We start from the raw sequence: 17,907 nt of genomic DNA on the forward strand, positions 1-17,907 counted from the left end.
CCGGCCCTCAGAACTTGACGCTGGCGCTGATGCCGTACAGGCGCGGGTTGCCCGGCACGAAGGTCGGCGTGCCGAACAGGCGGCCGGTGTTGCCGGCGTCGATCAGGTATTTCTCGCCGTTGAGGTTGTTGCCCCACAGGCCGATGTCCCAGCGGCCATCGTCGAAGCGCAGGCCGAGGCGTAGGTTGAGCAGGCCGTAGGCGTCCTGCGAGAGCGCCTCGCTGTTGTCGTCCTCGAAATAGACCTTCGATTGCCAGGTGTAGGACGGGCGCAGGTAGAAGCTGCCGCGGCCGAACGGCACTTCCCAGTCCAGCCCCACCGAGCCGGAACGGTCCGGGGTCAGGCGGAAGCGGTTGCCGGCGTAGGCTTGCGGGTTGCCGTTGTCGTCGCGCTCGTCGAAGCGGGCATCGAGCCAGGCGAAGTTGGCGAAGGCGGTCAGGCCCTCCAGCAGACGGCCATGCAGGGCCAGTTCGACGCCTCTGGCGGTGGCGTTGCCGGCATTGGTCGGCACGAACGGCGGGATCGCCCCGGCCGGGTTGGGGCGCAGCGTCTGGAAGTTGGAATAGGCGTAGCGGAACGCGGTGACGTCGTACACGAAGCGTTCCTGGTTCAGCGCGCCTTTCAGGCCGATTTCGACGCTGTTGACGATTTCCGCCGGCAGGGTTTCGTTGCCCTGCGGCGTGACGTTGAGCACTTCCGGGCGGCGGCCGCGCGCCCAACTGCCGTACACCGCCAGCGCCGGGCCGAAGGTGTAGTGGGCGGCGAGGCGGCCAACCAGGGCGTCGAACTTGCCGTTGTCGCCAAGGCGGCCGTTGGTGGCCAGGTTGAGGATGTTGCGGCTGCCCGGCCTCGGCGTGCCGGTGCCGAGGCCGCCCAGCAACGAGGGCGCGTTGCCCGGGAAGCCCTGGTAGCCGGCACCGATGTTCTCGCGGGTCCAGCGCACGCCGGCGGTGAGGTCGAAGCGGTCGGTGATCGACCAGGTGCCATCGGCGAACACGTCCCAGGCGGTGGTGCTGCCGTCGTTGGCGAAGGACTCGGTGTGGCGCGGGTTCAGTGCCAGGCCCGGCGGCAACATCGCGCCCAGGCCCAGGAAGGGCGTGCCGTCCGGGTTCAGCACCGGCGGCTTGGGAAAGAGCACGCCCGGCGGCAGCGCGCCCATTAGCCACATCAGTTGCGAGACCTGGGTGCGGATGCCGGTGTCCTGCATCAGGAGCGTCAGCAGGCTGCGCTCGTCGGTGGTGAAGTCGACGCGCTGCGAGCCTTCCTCGCGGAACCAGCCGGCGCCGAAAAAGCCGGCGAAGCGGCCGCCGTTATCGAAGTTGACGCGCAGCTCGTGGCTCCACTGGCGGCCCTCGGCGATTTCGGCGAACTCCAGCGCCGGCAACTGCGAGCCATCGGCATCGAACTGCTCGGTGGAGCGGAAGCCATGCCAGCCGCTGGTGGTGTTGATGCTCCAGTGGTCGTTCAGGTGGAACTGACCGAGCACGGTGGCGCCATAGACCTTGCGCTCCAGGCCCAGTTGCTCGCTGCGGTTCAAGTCGGCGCGGCCCCACGGATCGGTGCCGCCCTCGCGGGTGGGAATGGTGCCGCTGCGAAAGGCGGTGCCCGGCGGGCGGTCCTGCTGGTAGTTGAGGATCAGGTCCATGCGTCCGGCATCGCCGAATTGCATGCCCAGACTGCCGCGCAGCGCGGAGGTGTCCTTGCCGCCCAGCTTGCCGCCGCTCAGGTTCTCGTAGGCGCCATCGCGCGATTCGCGGGAAAAGGCGACGCGGCCAAACAGCCCTTCCGGTTGCAGGCTGGCATTGAAATAGCCTTCAATCAGACGCTGGTTGTGATTGCCCACGCCGATCCGCACCCGGCCGCTGTTCTCGTCGCGGGCCTTGTTCTGGATCAGGTGCACGGCGCCTATCTCGGCGGCGCGGCCGAACAGCGTGCCCTGCGGCCCGCGCAGCACTTCCACCCGCTCCATGTCGAACAGCTCGACCGAAGCGCCGCGTGAGCGGCTGAGCGAAACGCCATCCTGGAAGATCGAGACGCGCGCCGGTTCGTTGGCCGCGCCGCTGTCGGAGGTGATGCCGCGAATCACGAAGCCCGGGTTGTTGGGGCTTTGCTCCTGCACTTGCAGGCCGGGCACGTAGCCGGCCAGGTCGCCCAAGCCGCTGACGCCGAGCTTCTGGATGAACTCGCCGGAATAAGCGGTCATCGCGATCGGTACTTCCTGAACCTGCTGTTCGCGCTTCTGCGCGGTGACGGTGATGCGGTCGAGGGTGTCCGCGGCAGCGTCGTGGCCGTCCGCGGGCCGGGCATGGGCGGGCAGGATGGTGGCGGCAAGGGCGAGCGTGAGCGCATGGCTGAGGCGATGGCGTTGCATGGCGGTTCCAGTGGAGGGGTGGGGGGCCGTATCCGGCGTGATCCGGCGTGATCCGGCGTGGACGATTCAGTCGCGTATGGTGTGGAGTGAAGATTTCGTCGATATGACGCCGCGCCATGCGTCACGGTACGGTCATCGTCGTCGCCCAAGATGCGCGCTTTCCGCCTGAGGCCTGCCTTGGATACGCCACAGCCCGCACGCCGCCGATTCCTCAAGACGCTCGCCGTGGCCGCCGCCGCGACACCGTTCGCCGCCGCCTGGCCGCTTCCCGGCCATGCGCGCGCGGACGCCACGGCCGCGCGTCGCGCGGGGCTGCGGCATTTCCCGCAATCCCTGGCCTCGGGCGATCCACGACCGGATCGGGTATTGCTGTGGACGCGCGCGCCGGCCGTCGACGGAGGCGATGTCGCCGTGCGCTTGCAGGTCGCCGACGATCCCGGCTTCGCCCGCCTGCGCGTCGAGCGCGAACTGCTGGCCGAGGCCGCCGCCGACCATTGCCTGCGCGTGCGCGTCACCGGCCTGGCGCCTGGCCGCGCCTACCACTATCGCTTCCTGCGCCAGGTCGATGGCGAATGGATCGGCTCGCCGCCCGGCCTGACCCGCACCGCCCCGGCCGGGGATGTCGCCGCGCCGGCGCGTTTCGCCGTGCTGTCCTGCCAGGACTACGGCGGGCGCTGGTACAACAGCCTGTTGCCGCTGCTCGAAGACACCCCGGATTTCCTGCTCCATCTCGGCGATTTCATCTACGAGACCGTCGGCGACCCGCGCTTCCAGTCCGGCGACGGCGCGCGCGCGATCCGTTTCGACGACGTTGCCGGCGCGCTGGTGATGGGCGAAGGCGCTTCGCGCTTTCTCGCCGCCCGCAGCCTGGACAATTATCGCCAGTTGCATCGCACCTTCCGCGGCGATGACGTGCTGCAACGGCTGCTGGAGCGCGCGCCGCTCGTCGCCATCTGGGACGACCACGAGTTTTCCGACGATTGCTGGGGCGAGCGCGCCACCTATCTCGACGGCCGTCGCGACGAAGCCGACCGCCAGCGTCGTCGCCACGCCGAGCAGGCGTATTTCGAATACATGCCGGTGGATGTCGAGATCGGCGCGATCGACGCCAACGGCCAGTCGCGCATCGACACGGCCCGGCTGTATCCGCGCACCGAACTCTGGCGCGAGTTGCGCTGGGGCCGCGACGTGCAGCTCCTGCTCACCGATTACCGCAGCCACCGCCCCGACCACGCTATCCCGGAGGACGCCTTCCCCGGCGCGCTGGTCCATGACGCCGATGCCATCGCCCGCCTGCTGCCGGCCAGCGGCTTCGACCCGCGACTCGCCGGCGCGCAGCTATTGCCCTACCTCGATCTGGACGAAGAGCGTTGGCGTCCGCTGAAAACGCCATTGAAGCGCGCGCTGAACCGGGGCTACCGCGATGCCGGGCTAGACCGACGTGAAGCCGCCCGCCGCGCCGCCGCCGCCGCGCGGGGCAAGATCGCACTGCATGTCCTGCGCGAAGTGCTGGCCCGCTACAACGCCGCCGTGCCGCGCCTGTTGCGGGTCGAGCCGCCACCGGTCGAGGGCGAATATCCGCGCGGCCTGCCGTGGTTGGCGCTGGGCAAGACCACGCTGTTTGGCGAGGTGGGCAGCCGCTACCTGGTGGTGAAGGACGCCTTCGACCTGTTGCAGGCACTGCGTGCGGCCGAGTCGCCGGTGCCCTCGGCCTATGGCAAAGCGCAGGCGGCGTGGCTCGGCGCGGCGATCGCCCGGCCCGCGCCGCGCTGGCGGCTCCTGGCGAATTCGGTGACGATGGCGCCGATGGTGCTGGATCTCGCCGATCCCGCGCTCGGCGCGCCGGCGCTGATGCGGCGCAAGTTCTACCTCAACATCGATCAGTGGGACGGCTTCGGCCGCGAGCGCGACGGCTGGATCGAGGCATTGGACGCCGGCGGCGGCGCGGTGGTGTTCTCCGGCGACATCCATGCCGGCTTCGTCACGCGGCTGGGCCGGCGCACGCTGGAATTCACCACCCCGGCGGTGTCGTCCACGCCGCTGTACGACATGTTGCTGACCAGCGCGCGCCGCGACCCCGCCAATGCCGAGGCGGGCACCCGGCTGGCGGAGCACCTGGAGCGCTTGCTGCGCCAGGGCGAGGCGCGCATCGAGCACGTCCAGACCCGCCGCCACGGCCATTTGCGCGTCGAGATCGCCGGCGATCTGCTGCGCGCGCGCTTCGTCGAACTGCCTTCCGCCGTTTGCCGCGAGCGTCGCTACGACGACCCGGCCGGCGTGCGCGGACAGACGCGGGAAACCGCCTTCGTCATCGATGCCCGCGACTACCGGCTGCGCCGGGCCTGAGCCTCAGCGCGACCACCAGCCGGCCAGCGTCACCGCCGCCGCCTGGATGGCCAGATCGAATGGCTCCAACCGCAGCTTGGCCAGCGTCCAGACGAATCCGCCGCCCATTTTCGGGATCGATTCCCACGGCAGCAGGCCGAGCTGGGCGCCGACATCGCTGGCCAGCAGCCACCACTGGGCGAGGGCGATGGCGAGCGCCGTGGCCAGCATCGCCTGCGCGGCGCGCCAGGGGCCGGGCCTGAGCCGCGCCATTCGCGCCAGCCACACGATGTCGAGCGTGGCGATGAAGGCGAACAGGCTGGACCAGATGTTGAGCGCGAACGAAGCCAGCACCCAGATCGCCGCCGAGCCGGCCGCGCCCATCGCCAGCAGGGCCAGGCCGGGAAGGGAGGCGATGGGGAGGGGACGTGGCGGCATGTGCGGACTTCGGGGAGACAAGCCGTACAGCATAACCGCCGCCGGCGATACACTATGCGGCCCCCGCGTTCCGAACCCCCATGTATTCCCGCAGCAGCGAACCCGTGCGCTTCGAGCGCGATTGTCCCGTCGTCCTCGTCCCCTCCGGCGAGGCGGTCACGATGCCGGCCGGCAGCATCGGCTACATCACCCAGGCGCTGGGCGGCAGCTTCACCGTGTTTGTCGAAGGCAATCTGATGCGGGTGGCCGGCAAGGACGCCGACGCCATCGGCAAGGAGCCGCCGCTGCCCATCGAACTGCCCGAGGGCGCCGGCGACGAGGACGTGGAGCAACTGGTCTGGCGCCAGTTGCGCACCATCTTCGACCCCGAGATACCGATCAACGTGGTCGAACTGGGCCTGGTCTACGAGGCCAACCTGCGTCGCCGCGATGACGGCCAGCGCGAGGTCGAAGTGAAGATGACCCTGACCGCGCCCGGCTGCGGCATGGGCGACATCCTGGTCAGCGACGTGCGCGACAAGCTGGAGATGATCCCGACGATCGCCATGGCCGATGTCGAACTGGTGTTCGATCCGCCGTGGAACCGCAGCATGATGAGCGAGGCCGCGCGGCTCGAAACCGGGATGCTGTGAGCCCCGGGCGCTGACTTCCGTCATCCGCGCTTGCCGATCGGCCGGGCCGCGGTGAAGATGGCCCCATCTCCCCCGGTGTCCCTTCCATGAATCTGTCGCGTTCCTGCGCGGTCGCGGCCTGTGCCGTGCTCGTCTCCGCCTGTGCCCATACGGCCGCGCCACCGTCATCGCCCATGCCGCTGCCGGGTATCAGCGGCATGGCGCCGATGAGCGACGGCCGCTACCTGGTGGTGATCGACACCAAGGCCTATTCCGACGACCTCCGCTTCGGCGCGCTGGACGCGGTGGCTAAAGGCGGCAGCCGCTTCCAGCCGCTGCCGGCGCAAGGCTGGGCCAAGGTCGGCGGCAAGTCCAACGACCTGGAGGCGGTTTGCGCTCTGCAAGGTCGCGACGACGAATTCCTGGCCGCCGAGAGCAGCTATCGCGATGCCGAGTACGGCCGCGTCTTCCACCTGCGCGTGCGTGCCGGCCGGGTGGAATTGCTGAAGGCGCTGGCCCTGCCGAGCGAGCGCAGCAACGGCAAGGACAAAATGGGGTACGAGGGCTTGGCCTGCGCGCGCATCGAGGGCGAGCGCCACCTGCTGGTGCTGGGCGAGCGCGGCGGCTCGCCGCTCCGCCCGCATGGCAGCCTGCGCCTGGGCGAGTTCGATGCCGGCCGCGGCGCATTGACGTGGCGCGGCGGGGAAACGCGATTGCACACGCCCGGCCACTGGCGCCAGGCGTCGTCGCATCGCGACATCGCCGATTTGTACGTGGATGGCGAAGGTGCGCTGTGGGCGGTGGCCGCCAGCGACCCCGACGAGTACGGCCCGTTCCGTTCGCTGGTCTGGCGGGTGGGCGTGCTAGACGTGCGCAATGCGGCCGATCCGCTGCGGCTCGTCCCCGGGCATGAGCCGAGTTGGATCATCGACGGCTTCAAGGTCGAAGCGCTTTCCGCCCCCGACCCGCACATTCCCGGCAGCGTGCTGTCGATCGGCAGCGAGGACGAGAAACTGGGCGGCGCTTGGCGCTCGCTCGGCCCGGCCAACTGAGGGCTCAGCGCGCCTCGAAGCGATTGGCCTCGACGTTCTTGCGCACCTTCTCCGGGTCCCAGATGCGCCCGTTCATGGCGATGTAGACGCCGGCCGGCAGCGATTGCGCCGCGCCCACCGCGCAGCCGATGTTGAACTCGGCATCGCTGCCCTCGAAGCGCGCCGGGTTGAGCGCGCCGGTCAGCACGATGGTCTTGTCCTCGATCTTCGCCAGCACCTTGGCGGTCTCCACCATCGAATCGGTGCCATGCGTCACCAGCACGCAGCGCTCGGACTGGGCGGCGATGGTGGCGCGTAGCAATTCGCGGTCGCCCTCGTCGATGAACAGCGAATCCTTGCGCAGGAGCGGGATGACGTGGAAGCGGAAGGCGACCCCGAGATCGCCGAGGATCTTGCCGATCTGCGGCTCGCCCACCTGGTAGTCGGACTTGGCATCGAAATACACCTTGTCGATGGTGCCGCCGGTGGTGACGATGAGCAGGTCTTCCATTGCGAGGATCCTTGGCGAGTGAGGCGGGAATTGTAGTGCGATGGCGTTCACGCGCCCGGCTTGGGGCCGAACTTCGCCATGAGGCCGGCCCAACTGCCGGCCAGGATGATCGCCACCGCCACCACGGCGATGCCGAGCGCATAGGCGCGCGCGTGGCCGGCCATCGTCCATGACTCCATCACCCCGTAGGAAAACCAGCCGAGGGCGAACACGCTGGCCCAGAACGGCGCGCTGCGCATCCCGAGCAGGATGGCGGCCGCCAGCAATGCCGGTGGCAGCGAGGCGAAGGCCAGCGTGACCGGCTGGCCGCGGAAACCGAGCGCGAACAGCGCCGCCAGCGCGATCAGGGCGACGACCAGCAGCCGGTGCGCGCCGCTCATGCCGCCAGCTTCCGCGCGAGCGAAGCGAGGCGGCGCCCGAAGGCGCGCGCCAGTTGGGCTTCGTCGTCGCTCAGTGTGGGGTCGTCGTCGTCGCCGGCGACGTGGCTGGGTCCGTAGGGTGTGCCGCCGCCGATGGTGGTGGACAGGCGCGATTCGCTGAAGGGAATCCCGGCGATCACGCAGCCGTGATGCAGCAGTGGCACCATCATCGACAGCAGGGTGGATTCCTGGCCGCCGTGCTGGGTGGCGGTGGAGGTGAAGGCCCCGGCGGGCTTGCCGATCAGGGTGCCGCTGGCCCATTCGCCGCCCAGGGTGTCTAGGAAATGCTTGACTGGCGCGGCCATGTTGCCGAAGCGGGTGGGGCTGCCGAGCGCGAGGCCGGCGCATTCGCGTAGGTCGTCGTGCGAGACGTAGGGCGCGCCCGCCTCCGGTACCGGGGGCAAGGCGACTTCGGTTCGCGGCGCCACCGGCGGCACCGTGCGCAGCCGCGCCGACATGCCCTCGATCTCGCCGACGCCTCGGGCGATCTGCCTTGCCAGCGCGGCCACCGAGCCGCCACGGCTGTAGTAGAGCACCAGGATTTCGCTCATCGTCGTGCGTTCCGCGCCAGGGCCGCACAGTGTATGCGGTAGGCTTGCGCGATGAGTCGTCCCCGCTTCGTCCAGCGTTTCGGGCAGGAAACCCGGGCCATCGTCCGCCGCGTCACCGACCGCGCGCGGATGATGAGCTTCTCCCGCTTCGTCGGCGGGCGCTTCATCGACGACCGGCTGTTCGAGGCGGCCGGTTCGCTGGCCTACATCACGCTGTTCGCGCTGGTGCCGCTGGCCACGGTGATCTTCGGCACGCTGTCGGCCTTCAAGGTGTTCACCGAGGGCAAGTGGGCGAAGAAGCTGAGCGATTACATCTTCATGAACTTCGTGCCTTCCTCGGCGCGCGCGGTGGAGGAGTACCTGCTGCAATTCTCCGAGAACGCCAACGCGCTGACCGTGGTCGGGACGGTGGCGCTGGTGGTGTCGTTGCTGATCACCCTGACCAGCGTGGAGGCGATCTTCAATCGCATCTGGCGAGTGCCGACCAGCCGCCCGCAGTTGAGCCGCTTCCTGGTCTATTGGACGGTGCTGACGCTGGGGGCGGTATTCGCGGTGGCGAGTCTGGCGCTTTCGGCGCAGTTCTTCGCGCTGGCGATCTTCGATTCGATGCCCGGGCAATGGCTGGAGCGCCTGCTGTTGCGCGCCACGCCGATCCTCATCGAGCTGGGGGCGTTCGCCACCATCTACCGGGTGGTGCCGCATCGCACGGTGAAGTGGCGCCACGCGCTGGCCGGCGCGGTCCTCGGCGTGGTCGGGTTCGAGCTGGTGAAATGGGGGCTGGGCGTCTTCCTGGGCAACTTCAACACTTACGAGCGCATCTACGGCTCGGTGGCGTTGCTGCCGGTGCTGCTGATGTGGATCTATCTCAGTTGGGTGGCGGTGCTGCTGGGCGCGTCGTTCGCTTCGAGCCTCTCCGCATTCCGCTACCAGCCGGCGAACCAGCGCCTGCCCGAGGGCTACGAAATCTACGGAATGCTGCGGATGCTGGGGCGCTTCCATCTGGCCCGGGGGCAGGGGCGGGGCCTGCATATCGACGAAATCCGCCGCCTCGACCCGATCCTGACCGACAGCCTGGTGCAGGAAATGCTGAGCCAGTTGTCCGAGGCCGGCATCCTGGCGCGCGCCGAAGGGGGCGACTGGCTGCTCGCGCGCGATCTGGGTGATGTGACGCTGGCCGAGCTTTACAGCGTGGGCAGGCTGCGCATACCGATCCACGAGGCGCACCTGCCATGCAAGGATGACGTGCTGGGGCGGGCGGTGCTGGAAGTGCTCGACGATGTGCGCCTGCCGCTGCGCGATTTACTGAAACGCCGCGTGTCCAGCGTCTACGAGACGCTGCCGCGCGCTACCGAGGAGACCGTATCACCGTGAACCGGACCCACTCGTTTCTCCTGCCCCTGGCCGCCGCCGCCGCGCTGCTGCTGGCGGCCTGTCGCCCCGAGGCCGGGACGCCCGCTTCCGGCGGCGGGGCCGGGTCGCCGCCCGCCTCGTCCCCGGCCGCCGCGCCGCGCCCGGCGAAGGTTGGCGACCCGGTCGCGCTTTCGCTGCCGACGCTCGATGGCAAGACCTTCGACATCGACGCCCACCGTGGTCAGTGGGTGCTGGTCAATTACTGGGCGACCTGGTGCGGGCCATGCCTGGAGGAAATGCCGGAACTCTCCGCGCTCGATGCCATGCGCGAACACATCCAGGTGATCGGGTTGGCCTACGAGGATATAGATGCCGACGAACTGCGCGGCTTCATGCGAAAACACCCGGTGGCGTACCCGGTCGCGCTCGTCGACCCCATCGCGCAACCGAGCGCCTTCGAGGCGCCGCGCGGCTTGCCGGTCAGCCATTTGGTCGATCCCGCCGGCAAGCTGGCGCAATCCTTCCTGGGCCCCGTCACCGCCCGGCGGATCGAGGAAGCCATCGCCAGCCATGGCGGCCCGGCGGTGGGCGGGTGAGGGCGGCGAAATTCCTGGTCGGCGGCAAGGTGCAGGGCGTCTGGTACCGCGCCGGCGCGCAGAGGGAGGCGGAAAAGCTCGGTCTGTGTGGTCACGCGTTGAATCTGCCCGATGGCCGGGTGGAAGTCCTGGCGATAGGCGATGTCGCCGCGCTCGACGCCCTGGAGCGCTGGTTGCGCCAAGGCCCGCCGCTGGCGAGGGTGGACGACGTGCGGCGCGAGGACATCGAGGTGGCCGGGATGCCGGGTGGTTTCCGCACAGGGTGAGCGGCGGGTTCAGGCGCGCGCGAGGCGGGTGGCCTCGACATCGGACATCGACGGCTCGACACGTCGGTGGCGGGTTCAAGCGCGCGTGAGGTGGCGGCGCAGCCAGCGGGCGGACAGCGGCGGGACGATGGCGAAGGTCGGCGGCGGCATCACGATGCGATGAGTGAGAAGCGCCAGGCTGGCGTTTCCACCGCGAATCAGGCTTTGTACGGTTCGAGCGGCGCGACCACCGTATAGCGTTCCTTCTTCGGTTTGCCGGCAAGGGGCGGGAACGCGATCGCCGGCTCGTCGATCCGGGTATCCGGCAGGCGTTCGAGCAGGTCGCGGATCAACGTCAGGCGGCCGACGCGCTGCTGGTTGAAATCGACCAGCGTCCACGGCGCGTGCGAGGTGTGGGTGGCCGTCAGCATCGTTTCGCGGGCGTCGGTGTATTCGTCGTAGAGCTCGCGCGCCTTGAGGTCGATCGGCGAGAGCTTCCAGCCCTTGAGCGGGTCGTCGCGGCGCTCGGCGAAGCGTTCCTCCTGCTTGGCCTGATCGCAGCACAGCCAGTACTTGAACAGCAGGATGCCGTCATCGACCAGGGTCTTTTCCAGCACCGGCGCTTGTTCGAGGAAAGCATCGACCTGCGACGGCGTGGCGAAGCCCATCACCCGCTCCACCCCGGCGCGGTTGTACCAACTGCGGTCGAACAGCACGATTTCGCCGGCGGCCGGCAGGTGGGCGAGGTAGCGCTGGAAGTACCACTCGGTCTGTTCGCGTTCGTCGGGCTTGGGCAGGGCGACCACCCGGCACTGGCGCGGGTTCAGATATTCGCCGATCGCCTTGATGACCCCGCCCTTGCCGGCGGTGTCGCGGCCCTCGATCAGCACCAGCACGCGCTTGCCTTTCGCCCGCACCCAGCGCGCCATGTGCACCAATTCCAATTGCATTGGCGCCAGCAGGGCCTCGTAGTCTTTCTTTTTCATCGAAGGGGCGTCCAGTCGGGTGAATCCGGTTGTGTCGCCGGTGGGGCGACGCGCGGGCGAGCAGTCGCGGCTGGATTGAAACCGTTTATCGGCGCGGTCACAACAGCACCGAGTACCACTGGGTGTCGTCCTCGCGCCAGCCGGCGTCGCGGTAGAGCGTGCGGGCGGCTTCGTTGCGGCGGCTGGTTTCCAGTTGCAAGCGGCTGGCGCCATCGTTGCGGGCATGTTCGATGGCCGCCTTCAGCAGTGCCCTGGCGATGCCCAGCCGGCGTTGCTCCGGCGATACGTAGAGATCGTTCAGCACGAAGATGCGGGCGGTCTGCACCGAGGAATACATCGGATAGAGCTGGGTGAAGCCGACCACCTCGTCGCCGCGCTCGGCGATCAGCACGGCCGATTCGTTGGCGCCGATACGCGCGCGCAGCCAGTTGCGGGCGCGGCTGAGATCGCTTGGCTGGTCGTAGAACTGGCGGTAGGCATCGAACAGCGGTACCAGCGCATCGACGTCCTCAATCTCGGCCTGGCGGATACGGGTCTTCATGCGGCGCTTCTCGGCGGACGGTGGGCGCCAAGGTTAGCGCGGCGGGCGTCAGGGCGCCGTGGTCAGCGCTGCCAGCGCGTCGGCCTCGGCCTCGCGCGCAAGGCGCTCGATCAATGCGTCGAGATGGCCTTCGATCACGTTCGGCAGGTCGTACAGCGTCAGCCCTTCCACCCGGTGGTCGGTGATCCGCCCCTGCGGGAAGTTGTAGGTGCGGATGCGTTGGCTGCGGTCGCCGCTGCCCACCTGCAATTTGCGCTCGGCCGCCTGCGCGGCCTCGCGGCGTTCGATCTCGGCCTCGGCCAGCATCGCCTTCAGCCGTTTCATCGCCTTGTCGCGGTTGGCGTGCTGGCTGCGTTCGGTCTGCGATTCCACCACCGCGCCGCTCGGCACGTGGGTGATGCGGATCGCCGATTCGGTCTTGTTGACGTGCTGGCCGCCGGCGCCGCTGGAGCGGTAGGTGTCGATGCGCAGGTCGGCGGGATTGATTTCGATCTCGATGTCGCCGGCCTCCTCGGCGATGATCGCCACCGTGGCCGCCGAGGTGTGGATGCGGCCTTGCGATTCGGTTTCCGGCACGCGCTGCACGCGGTGGGTGCCGGATTCGAACTTCAGCCTGGAGTACGCGCCTTCACCCTCGACGCGGGCGACGATCTCCTTGAAGCCGCCATGCTCGCCGGGGTTGGCCGATTCCACTTCGACCTTCCAGCCCTGCCGTTCGGCATAGCGCGAATACATGCGGAACAGGTCGCCGGCGAAGATCGCCGCCTCGTCGCCGCCGGTGCCGGCGCGTACTTCCAGATACAGGCTGCCGTCGTCGCGGGCGTCGCGCGGGACCAGGTGGGCCATCAGTTCGATTTCAAGCTGGGCGATGCGGCTTTCGGCCGCCTGGATTTCCTCCGCCGCCATCTCGGCGAATTCGGGGTCGGCGCGCATTTCCAGCGCGGCGGCCAGGTCGGCGCGCGCCTGGGCTTCCCCGGCCAGCGCTCTGGCGACCGGGGTCAGTCGGGCGAATTCGCGCGAGTGCCTTCGGAACAGGCGCTGGTCGCCGATCACCGCCGGGTCGGCGAGCAGGCGTTCCAGTTCGTCGCGGCGTTCCGCCAGCGCTTCAAGCTTGCGGCGGAGCGTCGCTTGCATCGGTCTCGGCTTCGGACAGGGGGGGGAACAGGCGGTCGACGGCGCGTGCGAGCTCGGCATCGCCGGTGGCGGCGGCGTCGCGCAGGGCGATAGTCGGCGCGTGCAGCAGGCGGTTGGTCAGGGTGTGGGCAAGCAGGTCGAGCGCGGCTTGCGGATCGCCGCCGCCGGCCAGGAGCCGCTGTGCCTTGCGCATGGCTTCGTCGCGGGCCAGTTGGCCGTGCGCGCGCAGGCGGCGCACCGGGGCGTCGTTGCGCGCCACCGCGACCCGTTCCATGAAGCGCTCGGCATGCAGGGTGGCGATGGCCTCGGCTTCTTCGGCGGCGGCGCGGCGGCTCTGGCGGTTTTCCTCCACCGCGCGTTCCAGGTCGTCCACGGTGTAGAGGAAGACGTCGGCCAGCTCGCCGATGGCGGCCTCGATATCGCGCGGCACGGCCAGATCGAGCAGCAGCATCGGGCGGTGCCGGCGCGCCCGCAGCGCGGCGGCGACCTGCGCGCGGTGCAGGATCGGCTCGCGCGCGGCGGTGGCCGAGAAGACGATGTCGGCCTCGGCCAGGTGGCGGTCGAGTTCGGTCAGCGGCAGGGCGAAGCCGCCGTGGCGGCCGGCGATGTCCTGCGCGTGCGCCAGTGTGCGGTTGGCGATGAGAAGCCGCTTCACCCGGCCATCGGAGAGGTGTTTGGCGGTCAGCTCGATGGTCTCGCCGGCGCCGATCAGGAGGACGGTGGAATCCTCCAACCGGGCGAAGGTGTCCTGTGCCAGGCGCACCGCGGTGGAGGCCACCGAGACCGGGTGCTGGCCGATGCGGGTATGGGTGCGGGCGTGCTTGGCGGTGCCGAATGCCTGCTGGAACATCCGGTCGAGGCGGCTGCCGAGGGTGCCGGCGCCACGCGCCGTCGCCCAGGCTTCCTTCACCTGGCCGAGAATCTGTGGCTCGCCCAGCACCAGCGAATCCAGCCCGGCGGCGACCCGGAACAGGTGGCGCACCGCCTCCACGTCCTGATGCCGGTAGAGATAGGCTTCCAGCGCCAGCCGTTCGCCGGGGCGGGTGGCCAGCCAGTCCCGCAGCATCGCGCCATCGCCCTCGGCCACGGCGTACAACTCGGTGCGGTTGCAGGTGGAGAGGATCGCCGCCTCGTGCACGCCGGGCACCGCGCGCAGGGCGGCCAGCGCCGCCGGCAGCGCGCCCGCATCGAAGGCCAGACGCTCGCGCATCGAGACCGGCGCGGTCTGGTGGTTGACGCCCAGGGCGTGGAAGGTCGGGCCGTTCGGCATGTTCAGCGGCTTGCGATTAAGCTGGCGGCGTTTTGCATAAGACCGCGCATTTTACGCCCATGCCCATCGCCCATTCCCGCCGACCCGTTCTGCTCCTGCTGATGGCCCTGGTCGCCGCCGGCCCGGCCTGGTCGCGTCCGCCGCGCGCGCCGGCCGGCAATATCGCGCTGGAGCCGGTGCTGGCCGGCGAGTTCGCGTTGCAGGCGGGCAAGCTCGACCAGGCCGCGCGCGCCTACCTCGACGCGGCGAAGAAGAGCGGCGACGTCGCCCTGGCCGAACGCGCGACGCGCATTGCCCTGCTGGCCGGACAGGATCGCGTCGCCGCCGAAGCGCTGGCGCTGTGGAAACGGGGCGGCGAGCCTTCGCTCGTGCTCACCGCGGCCGAAGCCACCATCGCCCTGCGCGAAGGCCGTATCGCGCCGGCGCTGTCCGGCGCCGAGAAACTGGTGCGCGATGCCGACCCGCGCGGCTGGCGCTATGCGTTGATCGCGCTGTCCTCCGGTGGCAAGGACAACCGTCCCGCCGCCGAGGTGCTGCGCCGCCTGCGCAAGCGCGGCGCGCTGTCGGGGGGCGAGCTGTCGACGATGCTGGCCTGGGCCGGGCTTGCCCAGCGCTTGCAGGAGAAAACGCTGCTCGACGACCTGGTGGCCGATATCGTCGGCGCCTACCCGGACGAGCCGCGCGTGCGACTGCTGCAAGCATCGCTGGCGCGCGAGGCGGGCGACCTAGAGGATGCGCGCGCCCGTCTCGACCAGGTGCGCGCGCGCCTGCACAAGGCGCCGGCGATGAGCATGCCGCTGGCCGGCGAATACGAAGCGCTGGGCGATCCCGCCACCGCCGCCGCGGTACTGGCCGAAGGCCCGCAGGATTTGCGGGTGCAAGCCTTGCGCGCGGCCATGCTGTCCAAGGCCGGGGACGACCCCGGCCTGGAAAAACTCTACGCCGAGCTGGAAAAACAGGCCGCCTCGCCCGACCCGCGCCAGCGCCTGCTGTTGGGGCAGGTGGCCGAAACCCTGAAGCGCTATCCGGTCGCGCTGGCCTGGTACGACGGCCTGAAGGATGGTCCGGTCGCCGCGATCGCCCGCCTGCGCAGCGCCACCACGCTGCATGCGATGGCGCGCAAGGCCGATGCCTACGCCGCCCTGCGCGTCTTGCAGAACGACGACCAGGCCGAGGGCGACGTCCGCCGCGACGCCTACCTCGCCGAAGCCGAATTGCGGCAGAAGGACAATGACCGCGAAGGCGAGTTCGATGCCTACGCGCGCGGCCTCGCCGCCATCCCCGACAACCTCGCCATCCTCTATTCGCGCGCGCTGGCCTGGGAGCGCTTCGACGACCTGGCCCGCGCCGAGGCCGACCTGCGCAAGCTCCTGGTGATCGAGCCCGACAACGTCGCCGCGCTCAATGCGCTCGGCTACACGCTGGCCGACCGCACCACCCGTTACCGCGAGGCGTTGGAACTGATCGACCGCGCCCGGGTGGCCGAGCCGGGCAACGCCGCGATCATCGACAGCCACGGCTGGGTGCTGTACCGGCTCGGCCGCCGCGAGGAAGCGCTGGTCGAGCTGAAACGCTCGTTCGCGCTGAACAAGGATGCCGAAGTCGCCGCGCACATCGGCGAAGTGCTGTGGGTGCTCGGGCGCCGGGACGAGGCGCGCAGCTACTTCGACGAAGCGCGCCGGATCGACCCGGACAACCGTTCGCTGAAGCGCGCACTGGAAAAGACCGGAGCGGACGAATGAGGATCGAAATGCAGAATGGCCGTGGCCTTGGGGCGTCGTCCCAAGCGGCCAAGACCGTGGCCACGGCGATACTCCCCGCGACCGGGCGCAGCCAGTGGGTTTGGCGTTGCGGTGCGTTCGCCATCGTCCTCGTCCTGCTGGCTGGCTGCGCCGGTCGGAATGTGAAGCCGGCGACGGGCGGGGTGATCGTTTGCGATGAAAACGCATCCACGATCCCCGACAATTGCCCGAACTACGTGGTCGATTGGTTCGTTTCGATGGCTGACCGCCCGGCGACGGCCGGCGATGGGCGCGCCTGGTCGATGAGCGGCCGTGTCGCCGTCGCCAGCGGCCGGCAGAGCGGCAACGCCCGCATCGAATGGCGGCAGCGCGAGAACGCCGATTACAGCGTGACGCTGAGCGCGCCCGTCACCCGGCAAAGCTGGCGGCTGGACGTGAACCCGCAAGGCGCCGCCATCTCCGGCCTGCCCCAGGGGCCGAAGAACGGCCCCGACGCCGCTGCCTTGCTGCGCGAGGCCACTGGCTGGGATATCCCGATCGTTTACATGGGCGCATGGCTCCGCGGCGAGTCCGCGTCCGGCGCCGACCGGCCACGGCGTTACGTATTCAGCGAACCGGGCGGCTACTTGCTCGGGTTCGACCAGCACGGCTGGCGCATCGAATTCGTCCGTGCCGGCAACCAAGAACTGCCCACCCGCATCACCGCCACCCGTGGCGAGAGCCGGGTGCGGCTGGTCATCGACCAATGGAGCGATGGCGCCGGTGAATGAAGCGGCTTTCCCGGCCAGTCTGGGCTGGTCGTCCTGGCCGGCCCCGGCCAAGCTCAACCTGATGCTGGAAATCACCGGCCGCCGCGCCGATGGCTACCACACGTTGCAAACCGTGTTCCGGCTGCTCGACTGGGGCGAATACGTGCATCTGCGCCCGCGCGATGACGGCGCGATCCATCGCATCGGCGCTTCGGCGGCGGGTGTTGCCGAAGCCGGGGACCTCGCCGTCCGTGCCGCCAGATTGCTGCAATCGGCAGCCAACATCCGCCAAGGTGCGGATATCGCTATCGAAAAACGCATCCCGGCGGGGGGCGGCTTCGGTGGCGGGTCGTCCGACGCGGCGACCGTGCTGGTCGCGCTCAACCATCTGTGGCGGCTGGATTGGCCGCTTGGGCGGCTGGCCGAACTGGGCCTCGCGCTGGGGGCCGACGTGCCGGTCTTCGTCCATGGCCGCAATGCCTGGGCCGAGGGCGTGGGCGAGCGCATCAGCCCGGTGCGGCTTCCGCCGGCCTGGTACGTGCTGGCCTTTCCCGGCGTCCACATACCGACCGCGACCCTGTTCCAAGCCGATGATTTGACGCGGGATTCTTCTGCCACGACAATAGCCGACTTCCTTTCCGGGAAACGGCTCGGCAATGCGTTCGAGCCGGTGCTGCGTGGGCGCGAGCCGGCGGTCGATGCCGCACTCGTCGCGCTTTCGGGCATCGGCCACGCACGGCTGACCGGCAGCGGCAGCGGCTGCTTCGTCGAATTCGCCACCCGCGAGGACGCCGAGGCCGGGCTGGCGCGGTTGCCCGCGCAACTGGACGCGCGGGTCGCGGAAGGCGCGGCGCGCTCGCCGTTGCTCGACGCACTGGAAAGGGCGAAAACAAGATAGGGGCGTCGCCAAGTGGTTAAGGCACCAGGTTTTGATCCTGGCATGCGTAGGTTCGAATCCTTCCGCCCCTGCCATCCATTCCGAAGGAAGCATGTGCCCGCGGGCGGGAGAAATCATCCCGGTGCGGCGTGCGTTCCCG

18 protein-coding genes and 1 tRNA gene are annotated in these 17,907 nt (G+C 69.5%); 10 read left to right on the forward strand and 9 right to left on the reverse strand.

Annotation, left to right across the window (positions count from 1 at the left end):
* Positions 1–7: 7 nt before the first annotated feature.
* The gene (locus EBB59_RS10255; protein WP_122102066.1) at positions 8–2,371 is read right to left on the reverse strand and encodes a TonB-dependent receptor; all 2,364 of its coding nucleotides are present in this window, start codon (positions 2,369–2,371) and stop codon (positions 8–10) included.
* Between the two features lie 177 nt (positions 2,372–2,548).
* Here EBB59_RS10255 and EBB59_RS10260 point away from each other — a divergent pair, with 177 nt between their 5' ends.
* Positions 2,549–4,717, forward strand: a complete 2,169-nt coding sequence (locus EBB59_RS10260; RefSeq protein WP_158601777.1) for an alkaline phosphatase D family protein — start codon at positions 2,549–2,551, stop codon at positions 4,715–4,717.
* A 3-nt stretch (positions 4,718–4,720) separates the two neighbouring features.
* On the opposite strand, the gene EBB59_RS10265 is transcribed toward EBB59_RS10260, so the two are convergent.
* The gene (locus EBB59_RS10265) at positions 4,721–5,134 is read right to left on the reverse strand and encodes a hypothetical protein (RefSeq protein WP_122102068.1); all 414 of its coding nucleotides are present in this window, start codon (positions 5,132–5,134) and stop codon (positions 4,721–4,723) included.
* 80 nt (positions 5,135–5,214) lie between these two features.
* Between EBB59_RS10265 and sufT the strand changes: the two genes are divergently transcribed.
* The gene (gene sufT, locus EBB59_RS10270; protein WP_122102069.1) at positions 5,215–5,766 is read left to right on the forward strand and encodes a putative Fe-S cluster assembly protein SufT; all 552 of its coding nucleotides are present in this window, start codon (positions 5,215–5,217) and stop codon (positions 5,764–5,766) included.
* Between the two features lie 86 nt (positions 5,767–5,852).
* The gene (locus EBB59_RS10275; protein WP_122102070.1) at positions 5,853–6,797 is read left to right on the forward strand and encodes an esterase-like activity of phytase family protein; all 945 of its coding nucleotides are present in this window, start codon (positions 5,853–5,855) and stop codon (positions 6,795–6,797) included.
* Positions 6,798–6,801: 4 nt separating this feature from the next.
* On the opposite strand, the gene EBB59_RS10280 is transcribed toward EBB59_RS10275, so the two are convergent.
* Genes EBB59_RS10280 through wrbA form a run of 3 tightly spaced genes read right to left on the reverse strand, consistent with a single transcriptional unit; the run spans position 6,802 to position 8,257 of the window.
* A complete protein-coding gene (locus tag EBB59_RS10280) occupies positions 6,802–7,287 on the reverse strand; it encodes an asparaginase domain-containing protein (protein ID WP_122102071.1) in 486 nt (161 codons plus the stop codon).
* Positions 7,288–7,334: 47 nt separating this feature from the next.
* The gene (locus tag EBB59_RS10285; RefSeq protein ID WP_122102072.1) at positions 7,335–7,667 is read right to left on the reverse strand and encodes a DUF2069 domain-containing protein; all 333 of its coding nucleotides are present in this window, start codon (positions 7,665–7,667) and stop codon (positions 7,335–7,337) included.
* Entirely contained in the window at positions 7,664–8,257 is a 594-nt protein-coding gene (gene wrbA, locus EBB59_RS10290; protein ID WP_122102073.1) for an NAD(P)H:quinone oxidoreductase, read from the reverse strand. The genes EBB59_RS10285 and wrbA overlap by 4 nt, the downstream gene beginning before the upstream one ends.
* 51 nt (positions 8,258–8,308) lie before the next feature.
* Between wrbA and EBB59_RS10295 the strand changes: the two genes are divergently transcribed.
* The 3 genes from EBB59_RS10295 to EBB59_RS10305 are packed head-to-tail and all read left to right on the forward strand — an operon-like array spanning position 8,309 to position 10,469.
* On the forward strand, positions 8,309–9,628 hold the full coding sequence (locus EBB59_RS10295) for a YihY family inner membrane protein (protein WP_122102074.1): 1,320 nt from the start codon (positions 8,309–8,311) through the stop codon (positions 9,626–9,628).
* The gene (locus EBB59_RS10300; protein ID WP_122102075.1) at positions 9,625–10,203 is read left to right on the forward strand and encodes a TlpA family protein disulfide reductase; all 579 of its coding nucleotides are present in this window, start codon (positions 9,625–9,627) and stop codon (positions 10,201–10,203) included. The genes EBB59_RS10295 and EBB59_RS10300 overlap by 4 nt, the downstream gene beginning before the upstream one ends.
* Positions 10,200–10,469 (forward strand): acylphosphatase, encoded by a 270-nt coding sequence (locus EBB59_RS10305; RefSeq protein ID WP_122102076.1) that lies wholly within the window; start codon positions 10,200–10,202, stop codon positions 10,467–10,469. The genes EBB59_RS10300 and EBB59_RS10305 overlap by 4 nt, the downstream gene beginning before the upstream one ends.
* A gap of 197 nt (positions 10,470–10,666) precedes the next feature.
* On the opposite strand, the gene ppk2 is transcribed toward EBB59_RS10305, so the two are convergent.
* The 4 genes from ppk2 to hemA all read right to left on the reverse strand — a co-directional run bounded on the left by ppk2 (position 10,667) and on the right by hemA (position 14,379).
* Complete coding sequence (gene ppk2, locus EBB59_RS10310) at positions 10,667–11,434, reverse strand: polyphosphate kinase 2 (RefSeq protein WP_122102077.1); 768 nt, start codon at positions 11,432–11,434, stop codon at positions 10,667–10,669.
* Positions 11,435–11,531: 97 nt separating this feature from the next.
* Positions 11,532–11,975 carry a GNAT family N-acetyltransferase gene (locus tag EBB59_RS10315; protein WP_122102078.1) on the reverse strand — a complete coding sequence of 148 codons (444 nt, stop codon included), beginning with the start codon at positions 11,973–11,975 and terminating at the stop codon, positions 11,532–11,534.
* Positions 11,976–12,023: 48 nt separating this feature from the next.
* Positions 12,024–13,109 carry a peptide chain release factor 1 gene (gene prfA / locus EBB59_RS10320; RefSeq protein ID WP_122102079.1) on the reverse strand — a complete coding sequence of 362 codons (1,086 nt, stop codon included), beginning with the start codon at positions 13,107–13,109 and terminating at the stop codon, positions 12,024–12,026.
* Positions 13,081–14,379: a glutamyl-tRNA reductase gene (gene hemA / locus EBB59_RS10325; protein ID WP_122102080.1), complete on the reverse strand. Its 1,299-nt coding sequence runs from the start codon at positions 14,377–14,379 to the stop codon at positions 13,081–13,083. Before hemA ends, prfA begins: the two co-directional genes overlap by 29 nt.
* A 59-nt stretch (positions 14,380–14,438) precedes the next feature.
* On the opposite strand from hemA, the gene EBB59_RS10330 reads away from it, so the two are divergent.
* From EBB59_RS10330 to EBB59_RS10345, 4 genes are all read left to right on the forward strand, one after another.
* The gene (locus EBB59_RS10330) at positions 14,439–16,121 is read left to right on the forward strand and encodes a tetratricopeptide repeat protein (protein WP_170156556.1); all 1,683 of its coding nucleotides are present in this window, start codon (positions 14,439–14,441) and stop codon (positions 16,119–16,121) included.
* Positions 16,118–16,891 (forward strand): lipoprotein insertase outer membrane protein LolB, encoded by a 774-nt coding sequence (lolB, locus tag EBB59_RS10335; protein ID WP_122102135.1) that lies wholly within the window; start codon positions 16,118–16,120, stop codon positions 16,889–16,891. Before EBB59_RS10330 ends, lolB begins: the two co-directional genes overlap by 4 nt.
* Positions 16,875–17,768 (forward strand): 4-(cytidine 5'-diphospho)-2-C-methyl-D-erythritol kinase, encoded by an 894-nt coding sequence (gene ispE, locus EBB59_RS10340; protein ID WP_122102081.1) that lies wholly within the window; start codon positions 16,875–16,877, stop codon positions 17,766–17,768. Before lolB ends, ispE begins: the two co-directional genes overlap by 17 nt.
* Positions 17,767–17,842, forward strand: a tRNA-Gln gene (locus EBB59_RS10345). The genes ispE and EBB59_RS10345 overlap by 2 nt, the downstream gene beginning before the upstream one ends.
* Positions 17,843–17,907: the final 65 nt, after the last annotated feature.

It is taken from the genome of Solilutibacter pythonis, assembly GCF_003697345.1.
Taxonomy (GTDB): Bacteria; Pseudomonadota; Gammaproteobacteria; order Xanthomonadales; family Xanthomonadaceae; genus Solilutibacter; species Solilutibacter pythonis.